Source organism: Streptomyces umbrinus (assembly GCF_030817415.1).
In the GTDB taxonomy this organism is placed as follows: domain Bacteria; phylum Actinomycetota; class Actinomycetes; order Streptomycetales; family Streptomycetaceae; genus Streptomyces; species Streptomyces umbrinus_A.
Window position 1 is genome coordinate 1,594,892 of record NZ_JAUSZI010000002.1, and the last position, 17,149, is coordinate 1,612,040.

Consider the following 17,149-nt stretch of genomic DNA (forward strand, 5'->3'; position numbering starts at 1 on the left):
GGGGAGTGGTGGGCACGCAGTCACATTACCCGCGTGCCCACGTGGAACGGACTCCGTCATGCGGGCAGCTTGAAGTCCACGACATGGAGCGCCGAGGGAGTCGTACCGCTGGACTTCACCTGGTAGAGGATCGACAGCACGCCGTCCTGGGCGATCCGGGTCTCGTCGACCACGACCTCACCGAAGGCGTTCAGGCCGCTGCCGTCGAACAGCGTCGCCCAGTCCGTGTGCCCGGAGGCGGCCGACGCGGCGACGATCCGTCCGAAGGGCAGGACCGCGTACGCGTTGTCGTACTTGTCCAGGACCAGCTTGGTGCGCTGACTGGAGTTCAGAGGGACCGGGATCTCGGTCTTGCGCCAGGTGCCGGTGGACGTCTTACGGACGTGGAAGGCGCGGCCGTTGGCTGTCCGGTCGGCGACGTAGTTGGTGGTGCACTGACCGAACCGGCCCGGTACGTAGCTGATGATCGCGTGCGGACGGCCCGCCGAGTCGGTGAACTGGCTCTCCTGGTTCATCAGGGAGTGGTCCGGGTTGATCGCGTCGATCACCAGCCCGCTGTCGGTGACGGCGACCTTGTCGGAGCCGCCGGTGGTGCCCACCACCGTGCCCGCATTGTTGCGCCAGGTGCGGCCGCGGTCGTCCGAGTAGACGTAGCCGGTGTCGTGGTTGGTGATGCCGCCGCCGTTGCACATCACGGCGCCGTTCTGCTCGCGCCAGGTGAAGAAGGAGTGCAGCCGGCCGTTCCTGTCGTAGTCGATGCCGTGCAGGTACATGTTCCGGACGGTGCTGGACCCGTGCTCGCTGGTGTAGGTGCCGGTGGAGCTGGTCCACTCGCCGAGGCCGGTCCAGGACGTGCCGTCGTACTCGGCGAGGGCGTTGCGGCCGTTGCCGGAGACCGCGACCCGGTAGCTCAGCTGGAGCTTCCCGTCGGGCGTGGAGATGAACTGCGGGTACGTGAACTGCGAGGTGAGCGTGAGCCCGTCGAGGGTGGACTGCGGTGCTCCGAAGCGGCTCGCGGTCCAGCTCAGCCCGGCGGGGTTGTCCATCAGCCCGGCCACCGACTTCACGTAGGTGAAGCCGTCGCTGTGGGAGTCCATGTTGAGGTGGAGGCGGCCGTCGACCTTGGAGACGCCCATCGAGATGACGTTGTGGGAGTCGTTGTACCGCAGGGTGTGGCCGACCTTGACGGTGGACCAGGTGCTCCCGCCGAGGACGCGGCGGCCGACGACGGCGTTGCGGTCGGCGGTGTACCAGACGGCGTACTGGTAGCCCTTGTAGGTCAGCAGGCCGTTCTTCTGGAACGAGTTGTTGTTGACGAGACCGTCGTAGGAGACGAAGAAGATGGCCTGGCCGTCGAGCGTGGTGTTGCCGGTCTGGGTGACCGAGGGACCGGGGTCGGCGGCCCGGGCGGTGCCGGCGATGCCGGGGGCCGCCACGCTGCCGAGCAGGGCGGTCGCCAGCAGGGTGCGTCTCTTCATGTTCGGGGCTCCTGGGCGTGCGGGGACGAGGAGAACGAGCGAGGGGAAGAGCGGGGTGAGTTGGGTGACCTGAGTGAGCTGGGTGAGCGGGGAGAAGCACGGTGGATCAGGCGAGGTGGAACACCTCGGTGAGGGGTTTCATGGCCTCGTCGGGCCTGGCGCCGTCCAGCGATTCGAAGAACGGCGCCATCTCGGCCTGCCAACGGGCGTTGACCTCGGCGGCCTCCATTCCTGCCTGCGCGGCCGCGAAGTCCTCGGTCTCCAAGTAGCCGACCAGCAGGCCGTCCTCACGAAGGAAGAGCGAGTAGTTGTGCCAGCCGGTGGCCGAGAGCGCTTCGAGCATCTCGGGCCACACGGCGGCATGTCTCTCGCGGTACTCGTCGAGCCGGTCCTCGCGGACCTTGAGCAGGAAACAGACGCGCTGCATGAAGGGCAACTCCCGGGGTGAGGGGGATCAGAAGTCGAACTGGTCGATGTTCTTCTTGTCGAAGACGGTCGGCTTGCCGAGGTCGATCACGCCGTCCTTGCCGATGGTGAAGGTGCCCATGCCACCGGCCTTGAAGGTCTCGCCCTCCTTGCCCGTGATCTGACCGGACGACAGTGCGACGGCGGTGCGCGCGGCCAGCTCGCCGAGCTTCGCCGGGTCCCACAGCTCGAAGGCCTCGACGGTGCCGTTCTTCACGTACTTGCGCATGTCGTTCGGGGTGCCGAGGCCGGTGAGCTTGACCTTGCCCTTGTACTTCGATCCCGACAGGTACTGGGCGGCCGCCTTGATGCCGACGGTGGTCGGGGAGATGATCCCGGCCAGCTTCGGGTTCTCCTGGAGCAGGCCCTGGGTCTGCTGGAAGGACTGCTGGGCGTCGTCGTTGCCGTACGCGACCTTGACCAGCTTCATGTCCTTGTACTTGGGGTCCTTGAGCTCGTCCTTCATGAAGTCGATCCAGGTGTTCTGGTTCGTCGCGGTCTGCGCGGCGGACAGGATCGCGATCTCGCCCTTGTAGCCGATCTGCTCGGCGAGGAGCTGGACCTCGGTACGGCCGAGGGCCTCGGCGCTGGCCTGCGACACGAAGGCGTTGCGGCAGTCGGCCTTGGTGTCGGAGTCGTACGTGACGACCTTGACGCCGTTCTTCATGGCCTGCTTGAGCGCGGTGCACAGGGCACCCGGGTCCTGCGCCGAGACGGCCATCGCGTCGACCTGCTGCTGGGTGAGCGTGTTGACGTAGCTCACCTGGCCCGAGGTGTCCGTGGCGCTGCTGGTGCCGACCTCCTTGTACTTCGACCCCAGCTCGGTGAGGGCCTTCTCGCCGCCCTTGTCGGCGGAGGTGAAGTACGGGTTGTTGACCGCCTTGGGCAGGAAGCCGACGGTCAGCCCCTTCTTGGTGGCCGCGTTCGGGTCGGCCTTGCCGGCCGCGGCGTTCGACGCGCCCTCTTCCTTGACGTCGTCCTTGGAGGTTCCGCCACCGCAGGCGGTGAGAGCCAGGGCCAGGGAGGTGGTGGCAGCGAGAACCGCACAGGCTCGGCGGAGGGATGACTTGCGCATGGTGGGTCCTTTACTGGGATGAGTACGGTGCGCCCCTTCAGGGGCGCGGGGAACTGCGCGACCAGCCACATGCGGCCCGCAGCTTCAAAACGGCGCTACAACGTCAGCCTTTGCGCCCTCGCGATGGAGATCTGCCGTGCCACCCGCGGTCCAAGCACGGACAGCACCAACAGCACACCGGTAACGACAATCTGCGACTGAGCCGAAACGTCCTGCAGACTCATCACGTTCTGCAGCGCCCCGAGCAAAAACACCCCTGCGACAGCGCCGCCCAACGTGCCCTTGCCGCCGTCGAAGTCGATGCCGCCCAGCAACACGGCCGCCACGACGGAGAGTTCGAGACCGGTGGCGTTGTCGTAGCGGGCGCTGGCGTAGTGCAGCGCCCAGAAGATGCCGGTCAGTGAGGCCATGAGACCCGTCAGGGTGAACAGGATCAGCTTCTGCCGCTTGACGCGGATGCCGGCGAACCGCGCGGCCTCCTCATTGGCCCCGATCGCGAACAGCGAGCGTCCGAACGGCGTCGCGTGCAGCGCGACCACGGCGATCGCGAGCAGCACGAGGAAGGGCAGGAAGGCGTACGGGATGAAGGTGTCCCCGATGCGTCCGGACGCGAAGTCCAGGTACTGGGTGGGGAAGTCGGTCACCGCGTCCGAGCCGAGGACGATCTGCGCGATGCCCCGGTAGGCGGCGAGCGTACCGATGGTGACGGCGAGGGACGGCAGTCCGAGCCGCGTCACCAGCAGACCGTTGATCAGCCCGCACACCACGCCGAGGAGCAGACAGATCGGGATGATCGTCTCGATCGTCATGCCCTCGTTCCACAAGGCGCCCATCACCGCCCCGGACAGGCCGGCCGTGGAGGCGACCGAGAGGTCGATCTCGCCGGAGACCACGAGCAGGGTCATCGGCAGGGCGATCAGCGCGATGGGCAGTGTGTTGCCCAGCAGGAACGACAGGTTGAGGGCGTTGCCGAAGCCGTCCACGGTGGTGAAGGACAGCAACAGGACGACGATCAGGAGGGCGCCGACGGCAGAATCCCACCTTTTCAAGGCGGACCAGCGGACGGCGCGCGCGAGAGCGGAGTCAGCCATGGCGGGCGTTCCTCTTCTTCAGGGCGGTCGCCACGCGCAGGGCGACGATCCGGTCGACCGCGATGGCGAGGATGAGCAGGATGCCGTTGATGGCGAGCACCCAGACCGAGCTGACGCCGAGGGCGGGCAGCACGCTGTTGATGGAGGTCAGGAGGAGCGCGCCCAGGGCCGCCCCGTAGACGCTGCCGGAGCCGCCGGTGAAGACGACACCGCCGACCACGACCGCGCTGACGACGGTGAGTTCGTAGCCGTTGCCGGTGCCGGAGTCGACGTTGCCGAACCGGGCGAGGTACAGCGCGCCCGCGAGTCCCGCGAGGGCTCCGCAGAAGGTGTAGGCAGCGAGGATCCGCTTGCGTACGGGGATGCCGGCGAGGCGGGCGGCCTCCGGGTTGGAGCCGAGCGCGTACAACTCGCGGCCGCTGCCGAAGTGCTTGAGGTAGTACGCCGTCGCGATCAGCACCGCCAGCGCGATCATCGCCAGCCACGGCACGGCGGAGAGGCCGCCGGAGCCGAAGTCGATGAATCCGTCGGGCAGGCCCGCCGCGGTGATCTGCCGGGAGCCGACCCAGATGGAGTCGATGCCGCGGATGATGTAGAGCGTGCCGAGGGTGACGACCAGCGCGGGCACTTGGCCGAGGCTGACGAGCAGTCCGTTGACCAGTCCGCAGCCGATGCCGAGCAGGACCGCGAGGGCCACGGCGACAACGGAGTTGCCGCCGCCCTGGAGGTAAGTACCAGCGGCGAAGGCGCTGATGCCGAGCGTCGAGCCGACCGACAGATCGACGTTGCGGGTGATGACGACCAGCGACTGGCCGGTGGCGACCAGTACGAGGATGGTCGCGTTCAGCAGGAGATCCTTGATGCCCTGCTCGGACAGGAAGTCGCTGTTGCCGATCTGGGTGATGACGATCATCACCAGGAAGACGACCAGGATGGCGAGTTCGCGCATCTTGAAGACGCGGTCCACCAGCCGGGTGCCGCTGGACTTGGGCACCTCTGCGGCAGGAGCGGGATTGGGAGCGGTCACCGTCACGCGGCTGCCCTCCCGGTGGCTGCGGCCATCACGGTTTCCTCGGTGGCGTCGGTGCGTGGGATCTCGGCGGTGAGCCGGCCCTCGTGCATCACGAGGACCCGGTCGGCCATGCCGAGAATCTCGGGCAGGTCGGAGGAGATCATCAGGACGGCGACCCCGTCGGCGGCCAACTGGCTGAGCAGCCGGTGCACTTCGGCCTTCGTACCGACGTCGATGCCACGGGTCGGCTCGTCGACGATCAGCACCTTCGGGCCGGTGGCGAGCCACTTGGCGAGGACGACCTTCTGCTGGTTGCCGCCCGACAGGGTGTTGACGGTGTCGGCGATCCGCGCGTACTTGACCTGGAGCTTGACGGCCCAGTCGAGGGAGCGGCTGCGCTCGGCACGCGGGTCCATCAGGCCGGCCTTGACGGTCGTACGCAGTCCGGTGAGGCCGATGTTGCGCTCGATGGACATGTCCATCACCAGGCCCTGGGCGCGGCGGTCCTCCGGGACGAGGGCGAGCCCGGCGGCCATGGCCGTGGAGGGCGCCCCGTTGGTGAGCTTCCTGCCGTCGATCTCGACCTCTCCGGCGTCCCAGCGGTCGACGCCGAAGACGGCCCGGGCGACCTCCGTACGCCCGGCGCCGACGAGTCCGGCGAGGCCGACGATCTCGCCGCGGCGGACGTCGAAGGAGACATCGGTGAAGACGCCCTCGCGGGTCAGCCGCCTTACGCTCAGGGCGACTTCGCCCGCCCGGACGTCCTGCTTGGGGTAGAGCTCGTCGAGGTCGCGGCCGACCATGCGGCGTACGAGGTCGTCCTCGGTCAAGCCGTCGATCGGCTCGCTGGAGATCAGGGCGCCGTCGCGAAGGGTCGTCACCTGTTGGCAGATCTGGAAGATCTCCTCCAGGCGGTGCGAGATGAACAGCACGGCCGAGCCCTGCTCGCGCAGGGTGCGCACGACGCCGAACAGACGGGCCACCTCGCTGCCGGTGAGGGCGGCGGTCGGCTCGTCCATGATCAGGACGCGGGCGTCGAAGGAGAGCGCCTTGGCTATCTCGACGATCTGCTGGTCGGCGATGGACAGGCCGCGGGCCGGGCGGTCGGGGTCGAGCTCGACGCCGAGGCGCTTCATCAGGGCCAGGGTCGACGCGTGCGTGGCCTTGTGGTCGATCCGGCCGAGCGCGCGCCGCGGCTGGCGGCCCATGAAGATGTTCTCGGCGATCGACAGGTCGGGGAAGAGCGTGGGCTCCTGGTAGATCACCGCGATGCCCGCGTCCCGGGCGTCGGCGGGACCGTGGAAGACGGTGGGCTCGCCGTCCAGGAGCACCTGACCGGCGTCCGGTCGGTGCACGCCGGCGAGCGTCTTGATGAGGGTCGACTTGCCCGCGCCGTTCTCTCCGGCGAGTGCGTGCACTTCGCCGGGGAAGAGTTCGAGGGACACGTCCCGCAGGGCGCGTACGGCGCCGAAGGACTTCGAGATGTCCTTGAGCGCCAGCACGGGGGCCGGACCCGCGTCGGACCGGTGGGTCATGAGGGCTCCTCAACGACGCGGGCGATGCGGCCTCACGACGTCGTGAAAGGTTTCAACTAGGTTGCCGGGACGTTAGGCAGGTAGCCCAGGTCACGTCAATGGGTAAAGGCCGAAATTTTCGATAGCCAAAGGTCACAACCGAGTCACGGAGAGACGTATTCGTCGGAGGGGTTGACAGCCATTCGGGCTGCTCATAGCTTCAGCGTTCTGAATCGTTTCAGAGTGGCCTCGCGCTGTACGTCGTGCGGAAGCCGCGCTGAAGCCCTTCGGACCCGAAGCCACAACCGAAGTCACAGGAGCCCTGAAGTGACCGAGCTTGCCGCGGTGAAGGCCGCCCTCAAGACCCAGGCAGTAGAGACGCCGTCATGGGCGTACGGGAACTCGGGAACCCGCTTCAAGGTGTTCGCGCAGCCAGGAGTCCCGCGCGATCCTTTCGAAAAGCTGGACGACGCCGCGAAGGTGCACGAGTTCACGGGCGCCGCGCCGACCGTGGCGCTGCACATCCCGTGGGACAAGGTCGAGGACTACGCAGCCCTGGCGAAGCACGCCGAGGAGCGCGGCCTGAAGCTCGGCGCGATCAACTCCAACACCTTCCAGGACGACGACTACAAGCTGGGCAGCATCTGCCACCCGGACGCGGCGGTGCGCCGCAAGGCGCTCGACCATCTGCTGGAGTGCGTCGACATCATGGACGCCACGGGTTCGAAGGACCTGAAGCTGTGGTTCGCGGACGGCACGAACTATCCCGGCCAGGACGACATCCGCGAGCGCCAGGACCGGCTCGCCGAGGGGCTCGCCCGGGTGTACGAGCGGCTCGGCGACGACCAGCGGATGCTGCTGGAGTACAAGTTCTTCGAGCCCGCCTTCTATACGACGGACGTGCCGGACTGGGGCACGGCCTACGCCCACTGCCTGAAGCTCGGGCCCAAGGCACAGGTCGTCGTCGACACCGGGCACCACGCTCCCGGGACCAACATCGAGTTCATCGTCGCGACGCTGCTGCGCGAGGGGAAGCTCGGGGCGTTCGACTTCAACTCGCGCTTCTACGCCGATGACGACCTGATGGTCGGGGCCGCCGATCCCTTCCAGTTGTTCCGGATCATGTACGAGGTGATTCGTGGGGGTGGGTTCAGTCCGGATGTGGCGTTCATGCTCGACCAGTGCCACAACATCGAGGCGAAGATCCCGGCGATCATTCGTTCGGTGATGAACGTCCAGGAGGCCACGGCGAAGGCTCTCCTGGTGGACCGCGAGGCTCTTGTCGTCGCCCAGCGGTCGGGGGATGTGCTGGCTGCGAACGCTGTCGTCATGGACGCGTACAACACGGATGTGCGGCCGTTGGTGGGTGAGGTCCGTGAGGAGCTGGGGTTGGACGCGGACCCGATGGCGGCGTATCGGCGGTCCGGGTGGGCGGAGAAGATCGCTGCGGAGCGGGTTGGTGGGCAGCAGGCCGGCTGGGGGGCGTGACCTCTGAGTCTCGTCTGCCCTGGTGCGGACCGTTGCAGGCTGCGGGCCGGATTGGGCTGGTCGCGCAGTTCCCCGCGCCCCTGAAGGGGCACGGCCCCTACGGGGCACGAGCACACGTACACACACTCTTCTAAGGACTAGGAACATGGCACCCCATCCCGAAGCCGCCGCTCTGCTTTCCCGTTCCAATCGGCTTGGCTCTGATCCGCGGAACACGAACTATGCGGGCGGGAACACGTCCGCGAAGGGCATCGACACCGATCCTGTGACCGGTGGGGACGTCGAGCTGATGTGGGTCAAGGGGTCGGGGGGCGACCTGGGGACCCTCACCGAATCCGGGCTCGCGGTGTTGCGGATCGACCGGCTGCTGGCGCTCAAGGACGTGTATCCGGGGGTCGAGCGCGAGGACGAGATGGTGGCCGCGTTCGACTACTGCCTGCACGGGAAGGGCGGGGCGGCTCCGTCGATCGACACGGCCATGCACGGGCTGGTGGACGCGGCGCATGTGGATCATCTGCATCCCGACTCCGGGATCGCGCTCGCCTGCGCGGCCGACGGGGAGAAGCTGACCGCCGAGTGTTTCGGGGACAGTGTGGTGTGGGTGCCGTGGCGCCGGCCGGGGTTCCAGCTCGGTCTTGACATCGCCGCCGTGAAGAAAGCGAATCCGCAGGCCATCGGCTGCGTTCTGGGCGGGCACGGCATCACCGCCTGGGGCGACACGGCCGAGGAGTGCGAGCGGAACTCGCTGCACATCATCCGTACCGCCGAGACGTTCCTCGCCGAGCGCGGGAAGGACGAGCCCTTCGGGCCGGTCGTCGAGGGGTACGCGGCTCTCGGTGGCGTCGAGCGCCGGGAGCGGGCCGCCGCCCTCGCGCCCGTGATCCGGTCGCTGGCCTCGCAGGACCGGCCGCAGGTGGGTCACTTCACCGACTCCGAGGTCGTGCTCGACTTCCTCGCGAGCGCCGAGCACCCGCGGCTCGCCGCGCTCGGCACCTCCTGCCCCGACCACTTCCTCCGTACGAAGGTCAGGCCGCTCGTCCTCGATCTGCCGCCGACCGTCGAACCGGACGAGGCGATCGCACGGCTGAAGGAGCTGCACGCCGAGTACCGCGAGGAGTACGCCGCCTACTACCAGCGGCACGCCCTGCCCGACTCCCCCGCGATGCGCGGCGCCGATCCGGCGATCGTGCTCGTTCCCGGGGTCGGCATGTTCAGCTTCGGCAAGGACAAGCAGACCGCGCGCGTGGCCGGCGAGTTCTACGTCAACGCGATCAACGTGATGCGCGGGGCCGAGGCCGTCTCCACGTACGCGCCGATCGAGGAGTCGGAGAAGTTCCGCATCGAGTACTGGGCTCTTGAGGAGGCCAAGCTCCAGCGGATGCCGAAGCCCAAGCCGCTCGCCACGCGGGTGGCGCTGGTGACGGGTGCGGGCAGCGGTATCGGCAAGGCGATCGCCGAGCGGCTGGTCGCCGAGGGCGCGTGCGTGGTGATCGCGGACCTGAACGCGGAGAACGCGGCCGATGTCGCCACCGCGCTCGGCGGGCCCGACAAGGCCGTCGCCGTCACCGTCGACGTGACCTCCGAGGAGCAGATCGCCGAGGCCTTCAAGGCGGCGGTGCTCGCCTTCGGCGGTGTCGACCTGGTCGTGAACAACGCCGGCATCTCCATCTCCAAGCCGCTCCTGGAGACCACGGCGAAGGACTGGGACCTCCAGCACGACATCATGGCCCGCGGCTCATTCCTCGTCTCGCGCGAGGCGGCCCGGGTGATGATCGCGCAGGGACTCGGCGGGGACGTCATCTACATCGCGTCCAAGAACGCCGTCTTCGCAGGTCCGAACAACATCGCGTACTCGGCCACCAAGGCCGACCAGGCCCATCAAGTGCGGCTGCTGGCCGCCGAGTTGGGCGAGCACGGGATCCGGGTCAACGGCATCAACCCCGACGGGGTCGTGCGCGGCTCCGGGATCTTCGCGGGCGGCTGGGGTGCTCAGCGCGCGGCCACGTACGGCATCGAGGAGGAGAAGCTCGGCGAGTTCTACGCCCAGCGGACCATCCTCAAGCGCGAGGTGCTGCCCGAGCACGTCGCCAACGCCGTCTTCGCCCTGACGGGCGGCGACCTCACCCACACCACCGGTCTGCACGTCCCGGTCGACGCCGGTGTCGCCGCCGCGTTCCTCCGGTGACGAACGTGACTCAGGAAGCGACAGTGAACCTCAGGAGGCGGCTGTGAAGTCGTACGCCGCGGTCGACCTCGGCGCGTCCAGCGGGCGCGTCATGGTCGGCCGCGTGGGCCCCGACTCGCTGGAGCTGACGGAGGCGCACCGCTTCCCGAACCGGCCGGTGCGGACGCCCGAAGGGCTGCGCTGGGACATCCTCGCGCTGTACGCGGGTGTCCTCGACGGGCTGCGCGCGGCAGGGCAGGTCGACTCCGTCGGCATCGACAGCTGGGCCGTGGACTACGGCCTGCTGGACGCCGACGGGGCGCTCCTCGGTAACCCGGTGCACTACCGCGACACCCGTACCCAGGGCGTCGCGGAGAAGGTGTGGGCCGGCGTGCCCGCCGCCGAGCTGTACGCGGCGACCGGGCTCCAGTACGCGCCCTTCAACACGCTGTACCAGTTGGTGGCCGCCCACTCGTCGTCCCAACTGGCTCACGCACGCCGCCTGTTGCTCATCCCCGACCTGCTGGCGTACTGGCTCACGGGCGTGCTGGGTACCGAGCTCACCAACGCCTCCACGACCCAGCTGATCGACCCACGCACCCGCGACTGGTCGTACGACATCGCGGAGCGCCTCGGCATCGACCTGACGCTGTTCGCGCCGCTGCGGCAGCCCGGGGATCCGGCGGGGCTGCTCCGGCAGAGCGTGCTGGACGAGACCGGGCTGACCGGTCCGGTGCCGGTGACGACGGTCGGCTCGCACGACACCGCCTCCGCGGTGGCCGCGGTTCCGGCCGTGGGCGGCGAGCGCTTCGCCTACATCTGCACCGGCACTTGGTCCCTGGCGGGCCTGGAGCTGGAGGCGCCGGTCCTCACCGAGGCGAGCCGCGCGGCCAACTTCACCAACGAACTGGGCCTGGACGGCACGGTCCGCTATCTCCGGAACATCATGGGGCTCTGGCTGCTCCAGGAGTGCGTACGGGAATGGGGAGACCCCGACCTGGGGGACCTCCTGTCGGCCGCCGCCGAGGTACCCGCGCTGCGGTCCGTCGTGGACGCGGGGGACGCGGCCTTCCTGGCCCCCGGCCGCATGTCGGCCCGGATCGCGGACGCCTGCCGGGAGTCGGGGCAGCCCGTGCCCGAGTCGCCCGCCGAGATCACGCGCTGCATCGTCGACTCGCTCGCCCTGGCCCACCGCCGGGCCATCGCCCAGGCCCAGGAACTGGCCGACCACCCGGTCGACGTCGTACACATCGTCGGCGGCGGCACCCGCAACGCCCTGCTCTGCCAGCTGACCGCCGACGCCTGCGGCCTCCCGGTCGTGGCGGGCCCCGCGGAAGCGGCAGCCCTCGGCAACGTCCTCGTCCAGGCCCGAACCCACGGCCTGGTCGGCGACCGCACGTCGATGCGCGAACTGCTCGCCCGTACGCAGCCCTTGACCCGCTACGAACCCCGGGGCACCACGTCGGCATGGCAGGCCGCCGAGGCTCGCCCGACAGGCCGATGACCTGTATCCCCGCCCCAGCACAGGCGCCCCATGGGGGCGCGGGGAACTGCGCGATCAGCCACCGACGACCGGCACCCGACAACCAACAGCCGACGCACCTCATTCCAGCAAAGCGCATCGCCGCGTACGCTGCACTCATCCGATGATCGAACCCAAGGAGCCGCGATGCGTGTCGCTCTGTTCCTGACCTGTGTCAACGACACGCTCTATCCGGACACCGGCCGTGCCGTGGTGAAACTGCTGACCAGGCTGGGCGTGGACGTCGACTTCCCGATGGCGCAGACATGCTGCGGGCAGGCGCACTACAACACCGGCTACCGTCACCAGGCCGAGCCGATGGCCCGGCATTTCTCCGATGTTTTCGGTGGGTACGAAGCGATCGTGACCCCGTCCGGTTCGTGCGGCGCGATGGTGCGGGAGTTGTACCCGCGGATGGGCGAGCGGGCGCGCGCCGAGGGCCGCGGGGACACCCTCGCGGCGACGCTCGCACCGGTCGTGCCGAAGACGTACGAGCTCACCGAGTTCCTGGTGGACGTGCTCGGGGTGACGGACGTGGGCGCGTACTACCCGCACACCGTCACGTACCACCCCACCTGTCACGGACTGCGGAGCCTCGGGCTCGGCGACCGGCCGCGCCGACTGCTCCAGTCCGTCAAGGGACTTGAGCTCAAGGAGCTGCCCGGCGCGGACGAATGCTGTGGCTTCGGCGGCACGTTCGCCGTCAAGAACTCCGATGTATCCGCGGCGATGGGGGCCGACAAGGTGCGCAACGCGGAGTCGACGGGCGCCGACGTGCTGTGCGCCGCTGACAACTCCTGCCTCATGCACATCGGCGGCACCATGACCCGGCTCAGGACGGACATGCGTCCGGTGCACATCGCGGAGATCCTGGCGAGCACGGAGGAGGAGACCCACGCATGAGAGGGACGTTCGCCGGCACGAACAGCCACATCGGAGAGGAGCCGAGCGCATGAGCGGTGGGACCTTCGTCGGGATGCCGTCCTTCCCGAAGGCCGCGCACGAGGCCGTCCACAACCAGACCCTGCGCGGCAATCTGCGCCACGCCACCCACACCATCCGCGCCAAGCGCGCGAACGCGGTCGCGGAGGTCTCCGACTGGGCCGAGCTGCGCGAGGCCGGCAAGCAGATCAAGGACCACACGCTCCGTCATCTCGACCGGTATCTGGTGCAGTTGGAGGAATCGGTCACGGCGGCCGGCGGCACCGTGCACTGGGCCGCCGACGCGGACGAGGCCAACCGGATCGTCACGTACCTCGTCAAGGCGACCGGCGAGAGCGAGGTCGTCAAGGTCAAGTCGATGGCCACACAGGAGATCGGCCTCAACGAAGCGCTCGAAGCCGAGGGCATCAACGCCTACGAGACCGATCTCGCCGAGCTGATCGTGCAGTTGGGCAAGGACCGGCCCTCCCACATCCTCGTCCCGGCCATCCACCGCAACCGCGGCGAGATCCGCGACATCTTCGCCCGCGAGATGAGCGAGTGGGGCCGCCCGGCACCGGAGGGCCTGACCGACACGCCCGCCGAACTGGCCGAGGCAGCACGCGTGCACCTACGGGAGAAGTTCCTGCGCGCCAAGGTCGGTGTCTCCGGCGCCAACTTCATGGTCGCCGAGACCGGCACGCTGGTCGTCGTGGAGTCCGAGGGCAACGGCCGGATGTGCCTGACCCTCCCCGAGACGCTGATCTCGGTCGTCGGCATCGAGAAGATCGTGCCGACCTGGCAGGACCTGGAGGTCTTCCTCCAGACACTCCCCCGCTCCTCCACCGCCGAGCGCATGAACCCGTACACCTCCACCTGGACGGGTACGACGGACGAGGACGGTCCTCAGACCTTCCATCTGGTCCTCATCGACAACGGCCGCACCGACACGCTCGCCGACGAGGTCGGCCGCCAGGCCCTGCGCTGCATCCGCTGCTCGGCGTGCCTCAACGTCTGCCCGGTGTACGAGCGGGCCGGCGGCCACGCGTACGGCTCGGTCTACCCGGGCCCGATCGGCGCGATCCTCAGCCCTCAACTCCGGGGCACCCAGAGCGAGATCGACGCCTCCCTCCCGTACGCCTCTTCGCTGTGCGGTGCCTGCTACGACGTCTGCCCGGTGGCCATCGACATCCCGGAGGTGCTGGTGCATCTTCGGGAGCGGGTCGTCGAGGGCGGCGTCGTGACCCGGGACGGCGCCAAGGTCGTACTCAAGCCCGCGAAGGGGCATGCCGCCGAGCGGGCGGCGATGCGTGCGGCGCGGTGGGCCTTCGGTCACCCGGGCGCTCTGCGCACCGGCCAGCGGTTCGCGTCCCGGACCCGTCGCTTCCATCCACGGACGCTGCCCGGGCCCGGCAAGGCGTGGAGCGAGACCCGGGCGCTGCCGGCGGTTCCCGCGGAGCCGTTCCGCGACTGGTGGCAGCGGACGCACGGAGGAAAGGACGCCTCGAAGTGAGCAGCAGGGATCTGATCCTGGCCCGGGTGCGGCGCGCGCTCGCGGACGTGCCACGGGACGACACGCCGTACGACCAGGCCTTCGAGCGCGGGTATCTGCGCGAGCACGGGGACCGGAGTGTCGAGCAGACGGTGGATCTGCTGGCGGAGAACCTGGCGGACTACCGGGCGCGGGTGCACCGGTGTGACGCCGACGGGCTGGCGGCGACGATCGCCGGGCTGCTGGCCGAGCGGGGTTCGACGTCGGTCGTCGTGCCGACGGGCCTGGACCCGGAGTGGCTCGCGGCCACCGCCGTGACGCGGGTTGCGGACCGGCTCGACAGCACCCCGGCCGAACTGGACCGCGTCGACAGCGTCGTCACCGCGTGCGCGGTCGCCATCGCCGAGACCGGCACCATCGTCCTGGACGGCGGCCCGGACCAGGGCCGCCGCCGGATCACCCTGGTCCCGGACCACCACATCTGTGTCGTACGCGTCCCGGACCAGGTCGTGTCCTCCGTGCCCCAGGGTCTGGAGCGCCTCGACCCGGCCCGTCCGCTGACCTGGATCTCCGGGCCGTCCGCCACGAGTGACATCGAACTCGACCGGGTCGAGGGGGTGCACGGTCCGCGCACCCTAGAGGTGGTGCTGGTGAGCGCAGAGTGACGGACGCGGTTGGCGTGAAGGCATGATCCGGTTCGAACAGGTCACCAAGCGCTACCCGGACGGCACAACGGCCGTGGACGGCCTCTCGTTCGAGGTGTCCGAGGGCGAACTCGTCACGCTCGTGGGCCCGTCCGGCTGCGGCAAGACGACGACCATGATGATGGTGAACCGCCTCATCGAGCCGACGTCCGGCCCGATCCTCGTGGACGGCGAGGACATCGCGGCGGTGGACCCGGTGAAGCTCAGGCACCGGATCGGATACGTCATCCAGCAGGTGGGCCTCTTCCCGCACCGCACGGTCCTCGACAACACGGCGACCGTGCCGACACTCGTGGGCTGGAAGAAGGCGAAGGCCGGGGCGCGGGCCGCCGAGCTGCTCGACCTGGTCGGTCTGGACCCGAAGACGTTCGGCTCGCGCTATCCGGACCAGTTGTCGGGCGGTCAGCGCCAGCGTGTCGGCGTGGCGCGGGCACTCGCCGCCGACCCTCCCCCAGCCTTCGGCCGGGGGGACCCCCAGTGCTGCTGATGGACGAGCCTCCCCCACTGCCCTGAACGGGCGTGGGAGGTGCCCCCAGGCGCGGTCGACCCCGTGGTGCGCGAGCAGTTGCAGGACGAGTTCCTGCGGATGCAGGCCGCCGTGCGAAAGACGGTGCTGCTGGTCACGCACGACATCGAGGAGGCCGTCCGGCTCGGCGACCGCATCGCGGTGTACGGGCAGGGGCGCATCGAGCAGTTCGACACGCCCCGGGCGGTGCTGGGCACCCCGGCGACTCCCTAACGTGGCCGAGTTCGTGGGCGCCGACCGGGGTCTGAAGCGGCTGTCGGTCACCGAGATCGAGCCCGACGACCTGGAGCAGCCGCCGGTCGCGCGCCTCGACGAGCCGGCCGAGCGGGCCGCCGCCCGGATGAACGCGGACGGCTCCCGCTGGGCCGTAGTCCTGGACTCCGGCGACGAGCTGCACGGCTGGGTGGGCGTCGACGAGCTCGCCGCGGGCGGCACGGTCGGCGACCTCGCCCACCGGATGAACTCCTGGGTACCGGTGGGCGCCCCGCTGAAGCAGGCCTTCGGTGTGATGCTCCAGCACGACGCCGGGTGGGTGGCCATGCTGGAGGGCGCGCGGTTCCTCGGCGTACTGACTCCCGCGAAGCTGCACGAGGCGCTGCGACGGTCGGTGGACGCGGACGCCCTGGGCGTGGCCCGGGGCCAGGTGGAGTTCGACTCGGTGGCGGACGCCTAGCTCCGCCCTTGGACGGGCGCCTGTCCCCTGCCCTTGGACTGGCGCCTGCCCTCTACCCTTGGGCGGACGCCTAACCGCTGCCCTTGCGCGAGGTGGCCCCCCGCCCGACCAGTCCGTACGCCCACCGCTCGTTGAACCCGGCCAGGAAGCCGATCGCGCCCCAGAACCCCCAGAAGGCGGTGCCCGCCGAGTCCGCGCGGCCATCCGGGGCGCAGATGTCGGTGATGCCGGCCGGTATCTCGATCACGGTGACGAGACCGCTGCCGAGCAGCAGGTAGACGGCGATCGCGAGCAGCCAGCCGAGGAAGACCCGGTGGACCCCGCCGCGCCGCATGGCGCGGGCCTGCTGGCCGGGCGGGACCGCTTCCCTCGACCCGTTGGCCGGTCGGCGCATCAGCTGGTCGCCGCTGTTGCGCAACCTTGTCAGGACGCTGAGCACCGCCCCGAACGCTCCCGCTCCCCCGCACACGAGCGCGCCCAGCAGGCTCCATCGGTCGGTGCACTTCAGCGAGACGTCACAGAGGCCGAGAAGCTTCTCCCCCACCAGCAACGGCACGATCAGCAGGACCATCCCCAGCACGAATCCGCTGTTGAGCCCGCGGTTGACGGCGAGCTCGCCGTCCTGGTCGAGGCGGACCCGGATGCGCAGGATCTCCCGTTCCAGATAGGCGGCCAGATGCTCGTCGGACTGCCGGTCTCCCAGCCGCTGATCACGCAGGACGTTTCTCAGCACCCGCTGAACCGTGGTGCGCAGCGACTGCCTGGTCTTCTCCTCGAAGGCGCGCTGCGCTTCGCCGTAGAGCGACTGCAGGTGCAGCTGCTCCGCGGGAAACGACCTGCCGAACTGCGCGTACGCGTCCCGCAGTTCGGGCTCCACCAGGTCCATCAACCCCTGCGGATCGAGATCGGTGTCCGCCCCCTCGACCGTCTCGCACACTCTCTTCCGCCAGTCCCGGCGGCTTCCCCCGTTTTTGTCCCCCATGAAGTACCTGTACCGACGGGCACCGGACGCGGGAACCCGAGC

Annotated in this window: 13 protein-coding genes and 1 pseudogene; 7 read left to right on the forward strand and 7 right to left on the reverse strand. The window is 69.2% G+C overall.

Translation table 11 applies throughout. The annotated features are described in order from the left end of the window. Nucleotides 1–56 precede the first annotated feature (56 nt). The 6 genes from QF035_RS07875 to QF035_RS07900 form a co-directional block, all read right to left on the reverse strand. Nucleotides 57–1,478 carry a BNR repeat-containing protein gene (locus tag QF035_RS07875; protein ID WP_307519202.1) on the reverse strand — a complete coding sequence of 474 codons (1,422 nt, stop codon included), beginning with the start codon at nucleotides 1,476–1,478 and terminating at the stop codon, nucleotides 57–59. 106 nt (nucleotides 1,479–1,584) lie between these two features. Beyond that, complete coding sequence (locus tag QF035_RS07880; RefSeq protein WP_189844217.1) at nucleotides 1,585–1,905, reverse strand: L-rhamnose mutarotase; 321 nt, start codon at nucleotides 1,903–1,905, stop codon at nucleotides 1,585–1,587. 27 nt (nucleotides 1,906–1,932) lie between these two features. Then, on the reverse strand, nucleotides 1,933–3,018 hold the full coding sequence (gene rhaS / locus QF035_RS07885; protein WP_307519204.1) for a rhamnose ABC transporter substrate-binding protein: 1,086 nt from the start codon (nucleotides 3,016–3,018) through the stop codon (nucleotides 1,933–1,935). 95 nt (nucleotides 3,019–3,113) lie between these two features. After that, complete coding sequence (locus QF035_RS07890) at nucleotides 3,114–4,109, reverse strand: ABC transporter permease (RefSeq protein WP_307519206.1); 996 nt, start codon at nucleotides 4,107–4,109, stop codon at nucleotides 3,114–3,116. Next, nucleotides 4,102–5,142 (reverse strand): ABC transporter permease, encoded by a 1,041-nt coding sequence (locus QF035_RS07895; protein WP_266491551.1) that lies wholly within the window; start codon nucleotides 5,140–5,142, stop codon nucleotides 4,102–4,104. The genes QF035_RS07890 and QF035_RS07895 overlap by 8 nt, the downstream gene beginning before the upstream one ends. Further along, entirely contained in the window at nucleotides 5,139–6,656 is a 1,518-nt protein-coding gene (locus QF035_RS07900; RefSeq protein ID WP_307519208.1) for a sugar ABC transporter ATP-binding protein, read from the reverse strand. The genes QF035_RS07895 and QF035_RS07900 overlap by 4 nt, the downstream gene beginning before the upstream one ends. A gap of 306 nt (nucleotides 6,657–6,962) precedes the next feature. Between QF035_RS07900 and rhaI the strand changes: the two genes are divergently transcribed. The 7 genes and pseudogenes from rhaI (at nucleotide 6,963) to QF035_RS07935 (ending at nucleotide 16,125) form a co-directional block, all read left to right on the forward strand. Beyond that, nucleotides 6,963–8,123: an L-rhamnose isomerase gene (gene rhaI / locus QF035_RS07905; RefSeq protein ID WP_307519210.1), complete on the forward strand. Its 1,161-nt coding sequence runs from the start codon at nucleotides 6,963–6,965 to the stop codon at nucleotides 8,121–8,123. Nucleotides 8,124–8,268: 145 nt separating this feature from the next. After that, on the forward strand, nucleotides 8,269–10,308 hold the full coding sequence (locus tag QF035_RS07910) for a bifunctional aldolase/short-chain dehydrogenase (RefSeq protein ID WP_307519212.1): 2,040 nt from the start codon (nucleotides 8,269–8,271) through the stop codon (nucleotides 10,306–10,308). A gap of 43 nt (nucleotides 10,309–10,351) precedes the next feature. After that, complete coding sequence (locus QF035_RS07915; RefSeq protein ID WP_307519214.1) at nucleotides 10,352–11,791, forward strand: rhamnulokinase; 1,440 nt, start codon at nucleotides 10,352–10,354, stop codon at nucleotides 11,789–11,791. A 165-nt stretch (nucleotides 11,792–11,956) separates the two neighbouring features. Then, nucleotides 11,957–12,712 carry a (Fe-S)-binding protein gene (locus QF035_RS07920; protein WP_307519215.1) on the forward strand — a complete coding sequence of 252 codons (756 nt, stop codon included), beginning with the start codon at nucleotides 11,957–11,959 and terminating at the stop codon, nucleotides 12,710–12,712. A 49-nt stretch (nucleotides 12,713–12,761) separates the two neighbouring features. Further along, nucleotides 12,762–14,243, forward strand: coding sequence for a LutB/LldF family L-lactate oxidation iron-sulfur protein (locus QF035_RS07925; protein WP_307519216.1), 1,482 nt, complete (start codon nucleotides 12,762–12,764; stop codon nucleotides 14,241–14,243). Next, nucleotides 14,240–14,887, forward strand: coding sequence for a LutC/YkgG family protein (locus QF035_RS07930; RefSeq protein ID WP_307519217.1), 648 nt, complete (start codon nucleotides 14,240–14,242; stop codon nucleotides 14,885–14,887). The genes QF035_RS07925 and QF035_RS07930 overlap by 4 nt, the downstream gene beginning before the upstream one ends. A 22-nt stretch (nucleotides 14,888–14,909) precedes the next feature. Further along, nucleotides 14,910–16,125 (forward strand): annotated as a pseudogene (locus QF035_RS07935) (ABC transporter ATP-binding protein). 70 nt (nucleotides 16,126–16,195) lie between these two features. Here QF035_RS07935 and QF035_RS07940 read toward each other — a convergent pair. Further along, nucleotides 16,196–17,062, reverse strand: a complete 867-nt coding sequence (locus QF035_RS07940) for a hypothetical protein (RefSeq protein WP_307519219.1) — start codon at nucleotides 17,060–17,062, stop codon at nucleotides 16,196–16,198. Nucleotides 17,063–17,149: the final 87 nt, after the last annotated feature.

Excerpts from the sequence above, each read along its gene's own strand:
- QF035_RS07875 (WP_307519202.1), bottom strand. The coding sequence starts at position 1,478 with ATGAAGAGACGCACCCTGCTGGCGACCGCCCTGCTCGGCAGCGTGGCG.
- QF035_RS07880 (WP_189844217.1), bottom strand. The coding sequence starts at position 1,905 with ATGCAGCGCGTCTGTTTCCTGCTCAAGGTCCGCGAGGACCGGCTCGAC.
- rhaS (WP_307519204.1), bottom strand. The coding sequence starts at position 3,018 with ATGCGCAAGTCATCCCTCCGCCGAGCCTGTGCGGTTCTCGCTGCCACC.
- QF035_RS07890 (WP_307519206.1), bottom strand. The coding sequence starts at position 4,109 with ATGGCTGACTCCGCTCTCGCGCGCGCCGTCCGCTGGTCCGCCTTGAAA.
- QF035_RS07900 (WP_307519208.1), bottom strand. The coding sequence starts at position 6,656 with ATGACCCACCGGTCCGACGCGGGTCCGGCCCCCGTGCTGGCGCTCAAG.
- QF035_RS07910 (WP_307519212.1), top strand. The coding sequence starts at position 8,269 with ATGGCACCCCATCCCGAAGCCGCCGCTCTGCTTTCCCGTTCCAATCGG.
- QF035_RS07920 (WP_307519215.1), top strand. The coding sequence starts at position 11,957 with ATGCGTGTCGCTCTGTTCCTGACCTGTGTCAACGACACGCTCTATCCG.
- QF035_RS07925 (WP_307519216.1), top strand. The coding sequence starts at position 12,762 with ATGAGCGGTGGGACCTTCGTCGGGATGCCGTCCTTCCCGAAGGCCGCG.